The following is a 17,416-nucleotide window of genomic DNA, read 5'->3' as shown; positions in this document are numbered from 1 at the left end:
AAAACACCATGAGCAATGCAGCCCTGATTCAGACCGACCGTTTCGCCCTCAGCGAAACCGAGCGCTCGGCCATCGAGCACGAGATGCACCACTACGAGGATCCGCGTGCGGCGTCCATCGAAGCCCTGAAGATCGTGCAGAAAGAGCGCGGCTGGGTGCCAGACGGCGCCGCCGATGCCATCGGTGCGATCCTCGGTATTCCGGCCAGCGACGTGGAAGGTGTCGCCACCTTCTATAGCCAGATTTTCCGTCAGCCCGTCGGCCGCCACATCATCCGTGTATGCGACAGCATGACCTGCTTCATCGGTGGCCATGAGAACGTGCTTGGCAGCATCAAGTCCGAACTGGGCATCGTGCCCGGGCAGACCACCGCTGACGGCCGCTTCACCCTGCTGCCCGTGTGCTGCCTGGGCAACTGCGACAAGGCACCGGCGATGATGATCGACGAGGAGACCTTCGGTGACGTTCAACCCGAAGGTGTGGCGCAATTGCTGGAGAATTTCCAATGATCAGTCGCAGCTCGAATCTGCTGACGTCTTTCGGCCCGGCGAACCGTATTACCCGCAGCGAAGAGACTCATCCGCTGACCTGGCGCCTGCGCGACGACGCGCAGCCGGTCTGGCTGGAGGAATACCAGCAGAAGAACGGCTACGCCGCTGCACGCAAGGCGCTGGCCGAGATGGCCCAGGCCGACATCGTGCAGACGGTCAAGGATTCCGGCCTCAAGGGCCGTGGCGGTGCGGGCTTCCCCACCGGCGTGAAGTGGGGCCTGATGCCCAACGACGAATCCCTGAACATCCGCTACCTGCTGTGCAACGCGGACGAGATGGAGCCCAACACCTGGAAAGACCGCATGCTGATGGAGCAGCTGCCGCACCTGCTGGTGGAAGGCATGCTGATCAGCGCCCGGGCGTTGAAAGCCTATCGCGGCTACATTTTCCTACGTGGCGAGTACGTTGACGCGGCCACTAACCTCAATCGGGCGATCGACGAAGCGAAAGCCGCTGGCCTGCTGGGCAAGAACATCCTCGGCAGCGGTTTCGATTTCGAGCTGATCGTGCACACCGGCGCCGGACGCTACATATGCGGTGAAGAAACCGCACTGATCAACTCCCTGGAAGGCCGTCGCGCCAACCCGCGCGCCAAGCCGCCCTTCCCGGCCGCCGTGGGCGTGTGGGGTAAGCCGACCTGCGTCAACAACGTCGAAACCCTGTGCAACGTGCCGTCAATCATCGGCAACGGCGTCGACTGGTACAAATCCCTGGCCCGCGAAGGCAGCGAAGACCACGGCACCAAGCTGATGGGCTTCTCCGGCAAGGTCAAGAATCCAGGCATCTGGGAGCTGCCATTCGGCATCAGCGCCCGTGAGCTGTTCGAAGACTACGCCGGTGGCATGCGCGACGGTTACACGCTCAAGGCCTGGCAACCAGGCGGCGCCGGTACCGGCTTCCTGCTTCCCGAACACCTGGATGCGGCCATGTACGCCGCCGGCATCGCCAAGGTCGGCACCCGCATGGGCACCGGCCTGGCCTTGGCCATCGACAATACCGTGAACATGGTGTCGTTGCTGCGCAACATGGAAGAGTTCTTCGCGCGCGAATCCTGCGGCTGGTGCACGCCATGCCGTGACGGCCTGCCGTGGAGCGTGAAGATCTTGCGCGCCCTGGAGCGCAAGCAAGGCACCCGCGAGGACATCGATACCCTCCTCGGCCTGGTCAATTTCCTCGGTCCCGGCAAGACCTTCTGCGCTCACGCGCCGGGTGCCGTGGAGCCGCTGGGCAGCGCGATCAAGTATTTCCGCGAGGAGTTCGACGCCGGTGTGATCACCGACGCGATCCAGCCGCCAGTGGCGGCACACGCGGTATGAACCTGATGGCCGGACATGTGGGCGCGCTGCGCCGTCCGGCCCGGGTCACGACAAAGAATTCCCTTAGCCCGTCCACCTTCGGGTGGGCAAACGAAGACTGAAGAAAATGGCCACTATCCACGTAGACGGCAAAGATCTCGAAGTCGATGGTGCGGACAACCTGCTGCAGGCCTGTCTGTCCCTCGGACTCGATATCCCCTACTTCTGCTGGCACCCGGCGCTCGGCAGCGTCGGCGCCTGCCGCCAGTGTGCGGTGAAGCAGTACACCGACGAGAACGACAAGCGCGGCCGCCTGGTCATGTCCTGCATGACGCCGGCCACCGACAACAGCTGGATCTCCATCGACGACGAAGAGGCCGTGGCCTTCCGCAAGAGCGTCGTCGAATGGCTGATGACCAACCACCCGCACGACTGCCCGGTCTGTGAGGAAGGTGGTCACTGCCACCTGCAGGACATGACGGTGATGACCGGCCACAACACCCGTCGTTATCGCTTCACCAAACGTACCCACCAGAACCAGGAACTCGGCCCGTTCATCGCCCACGAGATGAACCGCTGCATCGCCTGCTATCGCTGCGTGCGTTACTACAAAGACTACGCTGGCGGTACCGATCTGGGCGTCTACGGCGCGCACGACAACGTGTATTTCGGGCGTGTCGAAGACGGCACCCTGGAAAGCGAGTTCTCCGGCAACCTGGTTGAGGTCTGCCCGACCGGTGTATTCACTGACAAGACCCACTCCGAGCGTTACAACCGCAAGTGGGACATGCAGTTCGCCCCGAGCATCTGCCATGGCTGCTCCAGCGGCTGCAACACCAGCCCGGGTGAACGTTATGGCGAAGTGCGCCGCATCGAGAACCGCTTCAACGGCTCGGTGAATGGCTACTTCCTGTGTGACCGTGGCCGTTTCGGCTATGGCTACGTCAACCGCGAAGACCGGCCACGTCAGCCGATGATGATGCTCAGCAAGATGAAGATGAGCCTCGATTCCGCACTGGATCAGGCGGCCGCGCTGCTGAAGAACCGCAAGGTGATCGGCATCGGCTCGCCACGGGCCAGCCTGGAGGGCAACTTCGCCCTGCGCGAACTGGTCGGCAACGATAACTTCTACTCCGGTATCGCCGCGGCCGAGCAGGCCAATATCCGCCTGATCCGTGACGTACTGCAGAACGGCCCGCTGCCGGTGCCGACCCTGCGCGATATCGAGGATCACGACGCGGTATTCGTGCTCGGTGAAGACCTGACCCAGACCGCCGCGCGCATCGCTCTGGCGCTGCGCCAGTCGGTCAAGGGCAAGGCCACCGAGATCGCTGCCGGTGCGAAGATTCAGGACTGGCACATGGCTGCGGTGCAGAACGTCGCCCAGCACGCGCTCAATCCGCTGTTCATCGCCAGCGTCACCGCTACCCGCCTCGACGATATCGCCGAGCAGTGCGTACAGGCGGCGCCGGATGACCTGGCTCGTATCGGTTTCGCCGTGGCCCACGCCATCGATCCGAGCGCTCCGGCAGTCAGTGGTATCGATAGTGAAGCCGCCGAGCTGGTGCAGCGCATCGCCGAGGCGCTGCTCAATGCACGCCGCCCGCTGATCGTATCCGGTGCCTCGCTGGGTAGCCGGGCGCTGATCGAAGCGGCGGCGAACATCGCCAGCGCGCTGAAGAATCGCGACAAGGCCGGCTCCATCAGCCTGGTGGTGCCGGAAGCCAACAGCTTGGGCCTGGCCCTGCTGATGGGTGAGCAGTTCGCCAGCCACACCCTGGACGACGCGCTGCAAGCGCTCACCTCGGGCCAGGCCGATGCACTGGTGGTGCTGGAAAACGACCTCTACCACCGTGCCGATGCCGCCCGTGTAGACGCCGCCCTGGCTGCCGCCAAGGTAGTCATCGTCGCCGATCACCAGAGCACAGCCACCACCGCCAAAGCGCACCTGCTGCTGCCGGCCGCCAGCTTCGCCGAAGGCGATGGCACCCTGGTCAGCCAGGAAGGTCGCGCCCAGCGCTTCTTCCAGGTTTACGATCCGTCCTACTACGACGCCAACATTCTGGTTCGTGAAGGCTGGCGCTGGCTGCACGCCCTGCACAGCACACTGCTGGGCCGTGGCGTGGACTGGACGCAACTGGATCAGGTCACCGCCGCCTGTGCGGCCAGCAGTGCCGAACTGGCCGGTATCCGTGATGCCGCGCCAGGCGCCTCGTTCCGCATCAAGGGCCTCAAACTGGCCCGTGAACCGCATCGTTACAGCGGCCGTACCGCCATGCGCGCCAATATCAGCGTGCACGAACCGCGTCAGCCCCAGGACAAGGACTCGGCCTTCGCCTTCTCCATGGAAGGCTATTCGGGCAGCAAGGAAGACCGCCAGCAGATCCCCTTTGCCTGGTCGCCAGGCTGGAACTCGCCGCAGGCCTGGAACAAGTTCCAGGACGAAGTCGGCGGTCACCTGCGTGCCGGTGACCCAGGTGTGCGCCTGATCGAAGCTACTGGCGCGGGCATTGACTGGTTCGCCGCCCCTGCGCCGTTCAATCCGGCCCAGGGCACCTGGCAGGCAGTGCCGCTGCACCACCTGTTCGGCAGCGAGGAAAATTCCTCGCGCGCCGCGCCAATCGCCGAACGTATGCCTGCGCCTTACATCGCGCTGGCCAAGGAAGAAGCTGGTCGCCTGGGCGCGGGCGACGGTGCCCTGCTGCAACTGACCGTCAATGGTCAGGCGCTGCACCTGCCGCTGCGCATCATCGACGAGCTGGGTATCGGCCTGATCGGCCTGCCTGTTGGCCTGCCGGGTATTCCGCCGGCGCTTGCCGGTGCTGCAGTGACCGCGTTGTCAGTTACCCGCACTGAGGAGGCCACACAATGAGTTGGCTGACTCCCGCGCTGCTCGACATCATTCAGGAAGTGCTCAAGGCCATTGTCATCCTGCTTGCCGTGGTGGTGTGCGGCGCGCTGCTGAGTTTCGTCGAGCGCCGCCTGCTCGGCTGGTGGCAGGATCGCTACGGCCCCAACCGGGTTGGCCCATTCGGCATGTTCCAGATCGCTGCGGACATGCTGAAGATGTTCTTCAAGGAAGACTGGACGCCGCCGTTCGCTGACAAGGTGATATTCACCCTGGCGCCGATCATCGGTATGGGCGCCATGCTCATCGCCTTTGCGATCATCCCCATCACCCCTAATTGGGGCGTGGCGGATCTGAACATCGGCATCCTGTTCTTCTTCGCCATGGCTGGCCTGTCGGTATACGCCGTGCTGTTCGCGGGCTGGTCGAGCAACAACAAGTTCGCCCTGCTCGGTGCCCTGCGAGCTTCGGCGCAGACGGTGTCCTACGAAGTGTTTCTGGCCCTGGCGTTGATGGGCATCGTCGCTCAAGTTGGCTCGTTCAACATGCGTGATATCGTCGATTACCAGGCCGAGAATCTGTGGTTCATCATCCCGCAATTCTTCGGTTTCTGTACCTTCTTCATCGCTGGCGTTGCCGTGACTCACCGTCACCCCTTCGACCAGCCGGAAGCGGAGCAGGAACTGGCCGACGGCTACCACATCGAGTACGCCGGCATGAAATGGGGCATGTTCTTCGTCGGTGAATACATCGGCATCGTGACCATTTCCGCTCTGCTGGTGACCCTGTTCTTCGGCGGCTGGCACGGCCCGTTCGGCATCCTGCCGCAGATCCCGTTCTTCTGGTTCGCGATCAAGACCTGCTTCTTCATCATGATCTTCATCCTGCTGCGCGCGTCCATCCCGCGCCCACGGTATGACCAGGTCATGGCCTTCAGCTGGAAGTTCTGTCTGCCGCTGACCCTGATCAACCTGCTGGTGACCGGCGCCGTTGTGCTGGCCACGGCCCAGTAAGGAGAAAGCGATGTTCAAATATATCTGGGACATACTGGTCGGTACCGCGACCCAATTGCGCAGCCTTGTCATGGTCTTCAGTCATGGCTTCCGCAAGCGCGACACCCTGCAATATCCGGAAGAGCAGGTTTACCTGCCGCCACGCTACCGTGGCCGCATCGTACTGACCCGCGATCCTGACGGCGAAGAGCGCTGCGTAGCCTGCAACCTATGCGCCGTGGCGTGCCCGGTGGGCTGCATCTCGCTGCAGAAAGCCGAAACCGAAGACGGTCGCTGGTACCCGGACTTCTTCCGCATCAACTTCTCGCGCTGCATCTTCTGCGGTCTGTGCGAGGAAGCCTGCCCGACGACGGCGATTCAGCTCACTCCGGATTTCGAGATGGGCGAGTTCAAACGTCAGGATCTGGTCTACGAGAAAGAAGATCTGCTGATCTCTGGCCCCGGTAAATACCCCGACTACAACTTCTATCGCGTGGCCGGTATGGCCATTGCCGGCAAGCCGAAAGGCGCTGCGCAGAACGAAGCCGAGCCGATCAACGTCAAGGGGTTGTTGCCATAATGGAATTCGCCTTCTATTTCTCAGCAGGGGTCGCGGTTGCCTCGACCTTTGGCGTGATCACCGGCAAGAATCCGGTGCACGCCCTGCTCTACCTGATCATTTCCCTGCTCGCTGTGTCGATGGTGTTCTTCAGCCTTGGCGCGCCGTTCGCTGGCGCCCTGGAAATCATCGTTTATGCAGGCGCGATCATGGTGCTGTTCGTGTTCGTGGTGATGATGCTCAACCTTGGCCCGGCCTCCGTGCAGCAGGAACGCACCTGGCTGACACCGGGTATCTGGATCGGCCCTGGGTTGCTTTCCGCCGTGCTGCTGGGGCAACTGCTGTACGCGCTGTTTGCCGTACCGAGTGGCGCCACCATCGGCCATACCACGGTCGATGCCAAAGCCGTTGGCATTCACCTGTTCGGCCCTTATCTGCTCGCCGTGGAGCTGGCTTCCATGCTGCTGCTCGCCGCGCTGGTCGCCGCCTATCACCTGGGCCGCAATGACATCAAGGACGCTACGCCATGAACGGTATTCCAATGGAGCACGGCCTGGCGCTGGCCGGCGTGCTGTTCAGCCTCGGCCTGGTCGGTCTGATGGTGCGTCGCAACATCCTGTTCGTACTGATGAGCCTGGAAGTGATGATGAACGCCGCCGCCCTGGCGTTCGTCGTGGCAGGTGCACGCTGGGGGCAGGCTGATGGGCAGATCATGTTCATCCTGATCATCGCTCTGGCGGCTGCCGAAGCGAGCATCGGCCTGGCGATCCTGCTGCAGCTGTATCGCCGCTTCCACACCCTCGATATCGACGCAGCCAGCGAGATGCGCGGATGAACGTCCTATTCCTGACTTTACTGTTCCCACTGATTGGCTGGTTCATCCTGGCCTTCTCCCGTGGCCGCCTTTCAGAAACTGTTGCAGCGATCATTGGCGTTGGCTCTGTTGGCCTTTCGGCGCTGACCACCGCCGTGATCATCTGGCAGTTCAATACCGTGCCGCCGTTAGACGGTGTGTATACCCAAACCTTGTGGCAGTGGATGAGCGTCGAGGGTCTGGCACCGAGCTTCACCCTGTATCTGGACGGCCTGTCGCTGACCATGCTCGGCGTGGTGACCGGCGTGGGCTTCCTGATTCACCTGTTCGCCAGCTGGTACATGCGTGGTGAAGAGGGTTACTCGCGCTTCCTCTCCTACACCAACCTGTTCATCTTCAGCATGTTGCTGCTGGTGCTGGGCGACAACCTGATGACCCTGTTCTTCGGGTGGGAAGGTGTGGGCCTGTGCTCCTACCTGCTGATCGGCTTCTATTACAAGCACGTGCCCAACGGTAACGCGGCGCTGAAGGCCTTCATCGTCACCCGCATCGGTGACGTGTTCCTAATGATTGGCCTGTTCCTGCTGTTCCTCAACCTCGGCACCCTGAACATTCAGGAGCTGATGGTGCTGGCCCCGCAGAAGTACATGGCTGGCGATACCTGGCTGTGGCTGGCGACCCTGATGCTACTCGGCGGCGCCGTCGGCAAATCCGCTCAGTTGCCGCTGCAGACCTGGCTGGCTGACGCCATGGCCGGTCCGACCCCGGTTTCGGCACTGATTCACGCCGCCACCATGGTCACCGCGGGCGTCTACCTGATCGCCCGTACCAACGGCCTGTTCCTGCTGACCCCGGAGATTCTCCAACTGGTCGGCATCGTCGGCGGCGTGACGCTGGTACTGGCAGGCTTCGCCGCTCTGGTGCAGACCGACATCAAGCGCATCCTCGCCTATTCGACCATGAGCCAGATCGGCTACATGTTCCTCGCCTTGGGCGTTGGCGCCTGGGACGCGGCGATCTTCCACCTGATGACCCACGCGTTCTTCAAGGCGCTGCTGTTCCTCGCCTCCGGTTCGGTGATCCATGCCTGCCACCACGAGCAGAACATCTTCAAGATGGGCGGCCTGTGGAAGAAGCTGCCACTGGCCTACGCCAGCTTCATCGTCGGTGGCTCGGCTCTGGCGGCGCTGCCGCTGATCACCGTGGGTTTTTATTCCAAGGACGAGATTCTCTGGGAAGCCTTCGCCAGCGGTAACTCCGCTCTGCTCTACGCCGGCCTGCTGGGCGCCTTCATGACCTCGATCTACACCTTCCGGTTGATCTTCATCGCCTTCCATGGCGAGCAGAAGACCGAGGCCCATGCCGGTCATGGCATCGCTCACAACCTGCCGCTGCTGGTGCTGATCGTGCTGTCGACCTTCATCGGCGCCTGGATCACTCCGCCGCTGGCAGGCGTGTTGCCGCAAAGCGCCGGCCATGCCGGTGGCGAAGCCAAGCACAGCCTGGAAATCGTCTCGGGCTGCATCGCCCTGGCCGGCATCCTGCTGGCGGCCATGCTGTTCCTCGGCAAGCGCAGCTTCGCTACCGCTGTCGCCAACAGTGCGCCGGGGCGTTTCCTGTCGGCCTGGTGGTTCGCTGCCTGGGGCTTCGACTGGCTCTATGACAAGATTTTCGTGCAGCCCTACCTGTTCCTCTGCCGCGTGCTCGCCCGCGACCCCATCGATGGCGCCATCGGCATCATCCCGCGCCTGGCGCGTGGCGGGCATGGTGTGCTGAGCCGCAGCGAGACCGGGCAGCTGCGCTGGTACGCCATCTCCATCGCCGGGGGCGCCGTGCTGGTGCTCGCCGCCGTGCTGGTGGCCTGACCGATGATCTCGAATACTTTTTCTAAGGAATCCCGTCCGTCATGATTCTGCCTTGGCTAATCCTGATTCCCTTCATCGGCGGCCTGTTGTGCTGGCAAGGCGAGCGCTTTGGCGCCACCCTGCCACGCTGGATCGCCCTGCTGACCATGTCCCTGCTGTTTGGCCTCGGCCTGTGGCTGTGGGGCACCGGCGACTTCAGCCAGGCGCCTGCGCCGGGTGCCGAACCGCGCTGGGCTCACGAGTTCCAGGTGCGCTGGATCGAGCGTTTCGGCATCAGCATTCATCTGGCGATGGATGGCCTGTCGGTGCTGATGGTCACCCTGACCGGCCTGCTCGGCGTGCTCTCCGTACTCTGCTCGTGGAGCGAGATCCACAACCGTGTCGGCTTCTTCCACCTCAACCTGATGTGGATCCTCGGCGGTGTGGTGGGTGTGTTCCTGGCCATCGACCTGTTCTTGTTCTTCTTCTTCTGGGAAATGATGCTGGTGCCGATGTATTTCCTCATCGCGCTCTGGGGTCATAGCGGCAGCCCTGGCAAGAGCCGCATCACTGCGGCCACCAAGTTCTTCATCTTCACCCAGGCCAGCGGTCTGGTGATGCTGGTGGCGATCCTCGGCCTGGTGTTCGTGCACTTCAACCAGACCGGCGTGTTCACCTTCAACTATGCGGATCTGCTCAAAACCCAGCTGTCGGAAGGCACCGAGTACCTGCTGATGCTCGGTTTCTTCATCGCTTTTGCGGTGAAGTTCCCGGTGGTGCCCTTCCACTCCTGGCTGCCGGACGCTCACGCCCAGGCGCCGACCGCCGGCTCCGTGGATCTGGCCGGTATCCTGCTGAAAACTGCGGCCTACGGCCTGCTGCGCTTCGCACTCCCGCTGTTCCCCAATGCGTCGGTGGAGTTCGCGCCCATCGCCATGGGCCTGGGTGTGTTCGCGATCATCTACGGCGCGTTGCTGTCTTTCGCGCAGACCGACATCAAGCGCCTGGTGGCCTACTCCAGCGTGTCGCATATGGGTTTCGTGTTGATCGCCATCTATTCCGGCAGCCAGATCGCCCTGCAGGGCGCCGTGGTGCAGATGATGGCGCATGGTCTTTCGGCTGCTGCGCTGTTCATCCTCTGTGGCCAGCTCTACGAGCGCCTGCACACCCGTGACATGCGCGAGATGGGCGGCATTTGGGCACGTATGTCCTGGCTGCCGGCATTGAGCCTGTTCTTCGCCGCCGCCGCACTGGGTCTGCCGGGCACCGGCAACTTCGTTGGCGAGTTCCTGATCCTGATCGGCAGCTTCCCGACCGCTCCGTGGATTACCGTGATCGCGGCGACCGGCCTGGTATTGGGCTCGGTGTATTCTCTGATCATGATCCACCGTGCGCATTTCGGCCCGGTCAAGAACGACAGCCCACTGCCAGGTCTGCAATTTCGTGAACTGAGCATGGTGCTGTGCCTGGCCGTGCTGCTGATTCTGCTCGGCGTTTACCCGCAGCCGGTGCTCGACACTTCCGCCGCCAGCATGCAAGGCGTGCAGCAGTGGTTCAGCGGCGCCCTCAATCAACTCGCTTCGGGCCAGTAGACGTTATGGAACATCACGCTGTGGAATTCACCACCCAACACCTGATCGCCCTGCTCCCGCTCCTGGTCACATGCGCCACCGTGGTCGTGGTGATGCTGGCCATCGCCTGGAAACGCAGTCATGCAATGACCTTCGTGCTCTCGGTGATCGGCCTCAACGCGGCGCTGCTGTCACTGCTGCCAGCCATCGGCGTCACCCCGCTGCAGGTCACGCCGCTGATGCAGATCGACACCTTCGCCTGCTACTACATGGCCCTGGTGCTGATCGCGACACTGGCTTGCGTGACCCTGACCCACGCCTACCTGGGCGAAGCGACGGTCGACGATGGCAAGACCAAGGGCTACCCGCGCAACCGCGAGGAAATGTATCTCCTGCTGCTGCTCTCCGCTGCCGGCGGCCTGGTGCTAGTCAGCACCGAGCACCTGGCGGGCCTGTTCATCGGGCTGGAGCTGCTCTCGGTACCGACCTACGGGATGATCGCCTACGCCTACTTCAACAAGCGCTCCCTGGAAGCCGGCATCAAGTACATGGTGCTGTCGGCAGCCGGCAGTGCCTTCCTGCTGTTCGGCATGGCGTTGCTGTATGCAGACGCCGGCAGCCTGAGCTTCGCCGAAATCGGTGCCAGCCTGGCCGGTGCCAGCGGAAGCCAACTGGTACAGATCGGCATCGGCATGATGCTCATCGGCCTGGCGTTCAAACTGTCCATGGTGCCGTTCCATCTGTGGACGCCAGACGTCTACGAAGGTGCTCCAGCTCCTGTGGCTGCGTTCCTGGCCACGGCCAGCAAGGTTGCGGTGTTCGCGGTGCTGCTGCGCCTCTATCAGCTCTCCCCGGCCACCGCCGGTGGTTGGCTGAACGATCTGTTGACGGTCATCGCCATCACCTCGATCCTGTTCGGCAACCTGCTGGCTCTGGTACAGAACAACCTCAAGCGTCTGCTCGGTTATTCGTCCATCGCCCACTTCGGTTATCTGCTGGTGGCGCTGATTGCCAGCAAGGGCCTGGCCGTGGAAGCCATTGGCGTGTACATGGCCACCTACGTGCTCACCAGTCTTGGCGCGTTCGGTGTGATCACTCTGATGTCCACGCCTTACAACGGCCGTGATGCTGACGCGCTGTACGAGTACCGCGGTCTGTTCTGGCGCCGTCCATACCTGACGGCGGTACTCACGGTGATGATGCTGTCGCTGGCTGGTATTCCGCTCACCGCAGGTTTCATCGGCAAATTCTACGTGATTGCCGCAGGCGTCCAGGCGCAGCTCTGGTGGCTGATCGGTGCGATGATTCTGGGCAGTGCCATCGCGGTGTTCTACTACCTGCGGGTGATGGTCACGCTATTCCTGGCCGAGCCCAATCTGCATCGCCATGATGCCCAGTTCAACTGGGGCCAGCGTGCCGGTGGGATCATGCTGATCCTGGTAACCATTCTGGCCTTCATCCTCGGCGTTTACCCGCAACCACTGCTGGAGCTGGTGCAACAGGCCGGTCTCGGCGCCGCGCTCTGACCGCAACGCAACGAAAAATGGCTGCCACTGGGCAGCCATTTTTCATCTAGCATCGAAAGCGGGCCGGGCAGCCGCAGACAAGCCATCACATAGCCTGCCGCTGAGCGAAGCGATGCGCAGGATGGGTTTGAAGACGAGTACGCTCACTCGCGGGGCTACCGCTCCCGGGTTTCGCTTCGTTCTACCCAGGCTACCCATGATCCGATGGCTCTGCGTGACAACAAAAAACGGCTGCCCAAAGGGCAGCCGTTTTGGTTTGTGTCAGCTCTTATTCAGGCAATCTGACCGTCTTCTTGCCGGCGCTGAACAGGTTCCAGCTGGCCACGAACAATGCGGCGATCAGCGGGCCGAGAACAAAGCCGTTGAGGCCGAACAGCGCCATGCCGCCCAGGGTAGAGATCAAAATCAGGTAATCGGGCAAGCGAGTGTCCTTGCCGACCAGGATCGGTCGCAGGATGTTATCCACCAGGCCGATTACCAGCACGCCGAACAGGGTCAGTACCACGGCCTGCCAGATGCTGCCGCTGAGGAACAGGTAAATGGCAACAGGAGCCCAGACGATGCCGGCGCCTGCAGCGGGCAGTAGCGACAGGAAGGCCATCAATACACCCCACAGCAGTGGGCTGGGAATGCCCAGCACCCAAAAGATCAAACCGCCCAGTGCACCCTGTACCGCTGCTACCACGATATTGCCTTTGACCGTCGCGCGAACCACCCGAGTGAATTTGATCTGCAAGCGGCGCTTGGTGTTGTCGCCCAGCGGAACTGCCATACGGATATCACGCACCAGCTCCTGGCCATCACGCAGCAGGAAAAACAGCAGATACAGCATGATGAAGAAGCTGATCACGAATTGAATGGTGCCCTGGCCAATGGAGAACACCTTGGTAGCCAGGTACTGGCTGCCGGCTGCGGCGCCACTGGATATCTGCTCACGCAGGCCGTCCAGGTTGCCCATGCCGATGCGGTCGATCTGCTGCTGCAGAAACGCAGGAAGCATTTCCTTGGTGCTGGTAACGTAGGCACCGACATCCAGCTCGCCCGACTCGATACGCTGATAGATGCTGGTGCCCTCCGCCACCATCGCCGAGGTGATGAAGATCACCGGCAAAATCGCCACTAACAGGCAAATAACCAACGTCAGCAAAGCCGACAGGTTGCCGCGCCCGCCAATGCGCCGGGCCATACGCCGTTGCAAGGGGGCGAACACCACCGCCAGCGCCACCGCCCAGAACACCGCGCCGTAGAACGGCAGCAGGATCCAGATGAAGGCGATCGTCACGAGGACGAGCAGCAGGATGAAGGTTTTCTTTTCGAGGGAGGTAGTGGGCATGGTCGGATCACAGAAGGGGTATGCCCGTTAGTCTGCTGTGGTCCGGACAAAGTGCGAGAAACTTCTCCAGAAGGGCATCCTTGCCCGTATTGCTCAGATTCTGAACTGCCGCACCAGTTGCTCCAGGCCCTGCCCCAGCTGCGCCAGGCTGCGTGCCGTCTGCGCGCCCTGGCGGGTTTCGTCGGCGACACTGTCCACCGCGCCGGCGATCTGATGCACGCTGCGGTTGATCTCTTCGGCGACTGCGGTCTGCTCCTCGGCGGCGCTGGCGATCTGCGCGTTCATGGCATTGATGGTACCGATCAGCCCGGCGATGGCATCAAGCGAGGCACCCGCTTTGTTGGCCTGTTCACTGGTGATGTCGCCGGCATCGCTGGACTGGCGCATGGCATTGACCGCATCCCGGGTGCCGCTCTGAAGGCGGTCGATCATGCCCTGAATCTCCTGGGTACTTTGCTGGGTGCGGCTGGCCAGCGCTCGCACCTCATCGGCAACCACGGCGAAACCACGGCCAGCCTCGCCGGCACGTGCTGCCTCGATGGCCGCGTTGAGGGCCAGCAGGTTGGTCTGCTCGGCGATCGAGCGGATCACGTCGAGCACGCTGACGATGGAGTGAACGTCCTTTTGCAGGCTATCGAGTGACGTGCCGCTACCGCGAATGTCGCCAACCAAGGAATGAATGCGGGCAATGCTGCCGTCGACCACCTGTTTGGCCGCCTGACCTTCGCGATCAGTCTGCTGGGCAGCTTCCGCAGCCCCTTGGGCACTCTTCGCCACTTCGTGAGCAGCAGCGGACATCTCGTTGATCGCCGTGGCTACCTGATCCGTCTCATGGCGCTGGCGCTCCATGGCCTGCTCGGAGCGCTGCGCCTGGGCGGCAACCTGACCGACCAATTCGGTCAGTTGTCCGGTCATGTCGGCGATCTGCCGTACCAGGCCGTGCACCTTGTCGACGAAACGGTTGAACGAACCGGCCAACTCACCCAGCTCATCACGGCTGGTTACCGGCAGGCGACGAGTCAGATCCCCGTCCCCGGCCGCGATATCGTCGAGATTGGCCTTGATCTGCTGCAGCGGACGCAGGAAGGTGTTGGCGAGAATCGCGCCGACCACCCCGAAGACCACCAGCAGCACCACAGCGATCACCAGGATACTGGTGATGATGGTGCTCACTCGCTGATCGATACCCTCACGCACAGCAGCGATCTGCGCCTCAACGCCGTCCAGATTGATCGCCGTACCGAGCGCCATATCCCATTTCGGCAAGTAATAGCTGTAGGCGAGTTTGGGCACCTGGATCGATTCGTTGCTAGGTAGCGGTGAGGAATAATTGACGTAGTAACTGTTGTCCTTGGCGACACGCACCAACTCACGGTTGACGTAGACACCATTGACGTCCCGCCGGTCAGTGAGGCTCTTGCCGACATCCACTGGGCTGTCGCTGCGAAACAGCCTGACGACGTTGGAGTCGTGACCGAAGAAATAGCCGTCCTTGCCGTATTTGATCTTCGAAAGGATAGCGATAGCTTGCGCGCGGCTGGCCAGGTCGCCGTTGGGAGCAGCTTCATAGAGGCTCTGTACGGCACCGAGGGCAATCGAACTGTAGTTCTGCAGTTCGTTGCGCTTTTCATCCAGCAGGCGCTCGCGGGTCTCGGCGACTTCCTCCTCAGCCAGGCCATATAGCACTTTGGCGGCAGCGCCACTGAGCACCAGGGCGAACAGCAGAACGGGAACCAGTGCCAACAGCACGACTTTGGATTTCAAGGTCAGGCGCATTGTTATTTTCCTTGTGGCCAGGCGAAGCCAACGGGAAAGGCTTCTACTCACGTCATCGGCAGGCGCCGGCAAACCTTAAGTTCGCGAGCAGCCACGCGGAAACTGCGCCTGTCGTGCTACAGCACCATCGCAGCCACCCAGCCGAACACCATCAGTGGCAGGTTGTAGTGCAGGAAGGTGGGCACCACGGTGTCCCAAATATGGTTGTGCTGGCCGTCCACGTTCAAGCCGGAGGTAGGCCCCAGGGTCGAGTCAGAAGCAGGCGACCCGGCATCGCCCAGAGCCCCCGCAGTCCCGACTATGGCGACGGTGGCCAGTGGGCTGAAGCCCAGCGCCATGCACAGCGGCACGAAGATCGCTGCGATGATGGGCACCGTGGAGAATGAAGAACCGATACCCATGGTCACCAACAGGCCGACCAGCAGCATCACCAACACACCAAGCCCCTTGCTGTCGCCAATCCACTGGGCACTGGCATCGACCAGCCCCTTGACTTCGCCGGTCTCGCGCATGACCTCGGCGAAGCCCGAAGCGGCGATCATGATGAAACCAATCATCGCCATCATCTTCATGCCTTCAGTGAACAGGTCATCGGTTTCCTTCCACCGCACGATTCCCGAGGCGGAGAACACCACAAAACCGAGCAGTGCACCGATGATCATGGAGTCGAGCCACAACTGAGCGGCGAAGGCGACAACCACCGCAACGCCAGCCACCAGCAGGCTGCGTGCGCTGTAGGCAACGCCTACACGTTCTGTGCGTTCGACCATCGCCAGGTCGTAATGGCGCTTGCCGCGATAGCTGTACAGTGCCAGCAGCAGGCCTGTGAACATCCCCAGGGCGGGAATCAGCATGGCATGGCTGACGTTCACGCCACTGACATCCGCGCCGCTGCGAGCTACGTTGGCCATCAGAATCTCGTTGAGAAAAATACTGCCAAAGCCTACTGGCAGAAACATATAAGGCGTAACCAGTCCGAAGGTGATCACGCAGGCGATCAGCCGCCGATCAATCTGCAACCGAGTGATGACGTAAAGCAGCGGCGGTACCAGCAATGGGATGAAGGCGATGTGGATCGGCAGGATATTCTGCGAGGAGATCGCCACCGTCAACAGCAGGCCAACCAGCATCCACTTCAGCGCACCGCCACCACCGCGTGCGTCCTGGCGCCCAACCAGAACCAGTGCTTTGTCGGCCAGGGCATGGGCCAAACCGGATTTGGCGATCGCCACGGCGAAGGCGCCCAGCAATGCATAGGAAAGCGCTACGGTAGCGCCCCCACCCAGCCCCTTGTTGAACGCAGCCAGAGAGCCTTCGATACCCAGGCCGCCGATCATCCCACCTGCCAGAGCACCGACGATCAACGCCACCACAACATGCACTCGGCAAAGGCTGAGAATCAGCATGATGCCGACGGCGGCGATAACTGCGTTCATGAATGGCTCCTGGAATCGCCGCGCAAGCCACGGCCCATTGGGATGACCGCCAAGGGTGGCAGGCCACAAAAAGCGTCGCACTCTGCCGGAAGCTGACCTAGGTGTCAAAATCGGCACAGGCCTTGCGGCCAGATTCATGAGGCTCCCTCGAGAACGGTTCTAAGCAAATAGCACAAACGTCCTTTGCGCTTGCGATAGCGGGCGTTAGCCTCACGCCTTTTTACCCATGGAGATCCATATGCTCGATATCGTTCTAGTCGCCGGTTCAAGCCGCCCTGATAGCCAATCCGCAAAAGTCGCCCATTTTCTGCGTCAACGTCTGATTGCCCTGGGCAAGACCAGCGCTGAGCTGAGCCAGGTCATCGATCTGGGCACCGGCCCCCTGCCCCTGTGGCCTGCCGAAGACAAAGGCACGTGGCCGGATTACAGCCAGCGCCTGAAAAGTGCCGATGCGGTGGTGGTGATCGCCCCCGAGTGGAACGGCATGGCCGGGCCGGCAATCAAGAATTTCTTCATCTATGCCAGCAAGGCCGAGCTGGCCCACAAGCCGGGTCTGCTGGTGGGTGTATCGTCGGGTATTGGCGGCGGTAGCCCGATCGCCGAGCTGCGCAGCTCGAGCTACAAGAACTGCCGCGTGAACTACCTACCGGAGCACCTGATCATCCGCCAGGTGACCAAGGTGCTCAATGACGAGCAGCCGGCCAGCGAAGACGACAGCCGCATTCGCGCGCGTATCGACTACACCCTGGACATCCTTGCTCAGTACGGTGAAGCGCTGAAGCGGGTTCGCGCCAATATCGACCTGAGCGATCCGGCGTTCACCAACGGCATGTAAGCAACAGCGAGGCATTCATCGACTGTATGGATGCCT

14 protein-coding genes are annotated in these 17,416 nt (G+C 62.0%); 11 read left to right on the top strand and 3 right to left on the bottom strand.

Annotated features, from left to right (window positions below; all coding sequences use genetic code 11):
• Positions 1-8 precede the first annotated feature (8 nt).
• From nuoE to nuoN, 10 genes are all read left to right on the top strand, one after another.
• Entirely contained in the window at positions 9-509 is a 501-nt protein-coding gene (gene nuoE / locus ACZ3GY_RS06905) for an NADH-quinone oxidoreductase subunit NuoE (RefSeq protein ID WP_465909436.1), read from the top strand.
• Positions 506-1,867: an NADH-quinone oxidoreductase subunit NuoF gene (nuoF, locus tag ACZ3GY_RS06900; protein ID WP_465909435.1), complete on the top strand. Its 1,362-nt coding sequence runs from the start codon at positions 506-508 to the stop codon at positions 1,865-1,867. Before nuoE ends, nuoF begins: the two co-directional genes overlap by 4 nt.
• Positions 1,868-1,973: 106 nt before the next feature.
• Positions 1,974-4,718 carry an NADH-quinone oxidoreductase subunit NuoG gene (gene nuoG, locus ACZ3GY_RS06895; RefSeq protein WP_465909434.1) on the top strand — a complete coding sequence of 915 codons (2,745 nt, stop codon included), beginning with the start codon at positions 1,974-1,976 and terminating at the stop codon, positions 4,716-4,718.
• On the top strand, positions 4,715-5,707 hold the full coding sequence (gene nuoH / locus ACZ3GY_RS06890) for an NADH-quinone oxidoreductase subunit NuoH (protein WP_225832231.1): 993 nt from the start codon (positions 4,715-4,717) through the stop codon (positions 5,705-5,707). The genes nuoG and nuoH overlap by 4 nt, the downstream gene beginning before the upstream one ends.
• A gap of 10 nt (positions 5,708-5,717) precedes the next feature.
• Positions 5,718-6,266, top strand: a complete 549-nt coding sequence (gene nuoI, locus ACZ3GY_RS06885) for an NADH-quinone oxidoreductase subunit NuoI (protein ID WP_463564916.1) — start codon at positions 5,718-5,720, stop codon at positions 6,264-6,266.
• On the top strand, positions 6,266-6,775 hold the full coding sequence (nuoJ, locus tag ACZ3GY_RS06880; protein ID WP_465909432.1) for an NADH-quinone oxidoreductase subunit J: 510 nt from the start codon (positions 6,266-6,268) through the stop codon (positions 6,773-6,775). Before nuoI ends, nuoJ begins: the two co-directional genes overlap by 1 nt.
• On the top strand, positions 6,772-7,080 hold the full coding sequence (gene nuoK, locus ACZ3GY_RS06875; RefSeq protein ID WP_070883764.1) for an NADH-quinone oxidoreductase subunit NuoK: 309 nt from the start codon (positions 6,772-6,774) through the stop codon (positions 7,078-7,080). Before nuoJ ends, nuoK begins: the two co-directional genes overlap by 4 nt.
• Positions 7,077-8,924, top strand: coding sequence for an NADH-quinone oxidoreductase subunit L (gene nuoL, locus ACZ3GY_RS06870; RefSeq protein WP_465909431.1), 1,848 nt, complete (start codon positions 7,077-7,079; stop codon positions 8,922-8,924). The genes nuoK and nuoL overlap by 4 nt, the downstream gene beginning before the upstream one ends.
• A gap of 41 nt (positions 8,925-8,965) precedes the next feature.
• Positions 8,966-10,495, top strand: a complete 1,530-nt coding sequence (gene nuoM, locus ACZ3GY_RS06865) for an NADH-quinone oxidoreductase subunit M (RefSeq protein WP_465909429.1) — start codon at positions 8,966-8,968, stop codon at positions 10,493-10,495.
• Positions 10,496-10,500: 5 nt separating this feature from the next.
• Positions 10,501-12,000 carry an NADH-quinone oxidoreductase subunit NuoN gene (gene nuoN / locus ACZ3GY_RS06860; RefSeq protein ID WP_465909428.1) on the top strand — a complete coding sequence of 500 codons (1,500 nt, stop codon included), beginning with the start codon at positions 10,501-10,503 and terminating at the stop codon, positions 11,998-12,000.
• 268 nt (positions 12,001-12,268) lie between these two features.
• On the opposite strand, the gene ACZ3GY_RS06855 is transcribed toward nuoN, so the two are convergent.
• The 3 genes from ACZ3GY_RS06855 to ACZ3GY_RS06845 form a co-directional block, all read right to left on the bottom strand.
• The gene (locus ACZ3GY_RS06855; RefSeq protein ID WP_463564920.1) at positions 12,269-13,333 is read right to left on the bottom strand and encodes an AI-2E family transporter; all 1,065 of its coding nucleotides are present in this window, start codon (positions 13,331-13,333) and stop codon (positions 12,269-12,271) included.
• A gap of 93 nt (positions 13,334-13,426) precedes the next feature.
• Positions 13,427-15,109: a methyl-accepting chemotaxis protein CtpM gene (gene ctpM / locus ACZ3GY_RS06850; RefSeq protein WP_465909427.1), complete on the bottom strand. Its 1,683-nt coding sequence runs from the start codon at positions 15,107-15,109 to the stop codon at positions 13,427-13,429.
• A gap of 116 nt (positions 15,110-15,225) precedes the next feature.
• Complete coding sequence (locus ACZ3GY_RS06845; RefSeq protein WP_465909426.1) at positions 15,226-16,545, bottom strand: Na+/H+ antiporter family protein; 1,320 nt, start codon at positions 16,543-16,545, stop codon at positions 15,226-15,228.
• 238 nt (positions 16,546-16,783) lie between these two features.
• Between ACZ3GY_RS06845 and ACZ3GY_RS06840 the strand changes: the two genes are divergently transcribed.
• Positions 16,784-17,380 carry an NADPH-dependent FMN reductase gene (locus ACZ3GY_RS06840; RefSeq protein WP_465909425.1) on the top strand — a complete coding sequence of 199 codons (597 nt, stop codon included), beginning with the start codon at positions 16,784-16,786 and terminating at the stop codon, positions 17,378-17,380.
• The last annotated feature ends 36 nt before the right edge of the window (positions 17,381-17,416 follow it).

The organism is Pseudomonas sp. PME37.24/006, assembly GCF_055556635.1.
Note: the sequence above shows the minus strand (reverse complement) of the source record. Positions and strands in the feature narration are given on the sequence as shown.

Bases quoted from the DNA above. Each gene is read 5' to 3' on its own strand.
- ctpM (WP_465909427.1), bottom strand. From the start codon at position 15,109: ATGCGCCTGACCTTGAAATCCAAAGTCGTGCTGTTGGCACTGGTTCCC.
- nuoF (WP_465909435.1), top strand. From the start codon at position 506: ATGATCAGTCGCAGCTCGAATCTGCTGACGTCTTTCGGCCCGGCGAAC.
- nuoJ (WP_465909432.1), top strand. From the start codon at position 6,266: ATGGAATTCGCCTTCTATTTCTCAGCAGGGGTCGCGGTTGCCTCGACC.
- ACZ3GY_RS06840 (WP_465909425.1), top strand. From the start codon at position 16,784: ATGCTCGATATCGTTCTAGTCGCCGGTTCAAGCCGCCCTGATAGCCAA.
- nuoG (WP_465909434.1), top strand. From the start codon at position 1,974: ATGGCCACTATCCACGTAGACGGCAAAGATCTCGAAGTCGATGGTGCG.
- nuoN (WP_465909428.1), top strand. From the start codon at position 10,501: ATGGAACATCACGCTGTGGAATTCACCACCCAACACCTGATCGCCCTG.
- nuoM (WP_465909429.1), top strand. From the start codon at position 8,966: ATGATTCTGCCTTGGCTAATCCTGATTCCCTTCATCGGCGGCCTGTTG.
- nuoI (WP_463564916.1), top strand. From the start codon at position 5,718: ATGTTCAAATATATCTGGGACATACTGGTCGGTACCGCGACCCAATTG.
- nuoH (WP_225832231.1), top strand. From the start codon at position 4,715: ATGAGTTGGCTGACTCCCGCGCTGCTCGACATCATTCAGGAAGTGCTC.
- nuoK (WP_070883764.1), top strand. From the start codon at position 6,772: ATGAACGGTATTCCAATGGAGCACGGCCTGGCGCTGGCCGGCGTGCTG.
- nuoE (WP_465909436.1), top strand. From the start codon at position 9: ATGAGCAATGCAGCCCTGATTCAGACCGACCGTTTCGCCCTCAGCGAA.
- nuoL (WP_465909431.1), top strand. From the start codon at position 7,077: ATGAACGTCCTATTCCTGACTTTACTGTTCCCACTGATTGGCTGGTTC.
- ACZ3GY_RS06845 (WP_465909426.1), bottom strand. From the start codon at position 16,545: ATGAACGCAGTTATCGCCGCCGTCGGCATCATGCTGATTCTCAGCCTT.
- ACZ3GY_RS06855 (WP_463564920.1), bottom strand. From the start codon at position 13,333: ATGCCCACTACCTCCCTCGAAAAGAAAACCTTCATCCTGCTGCTCGTC.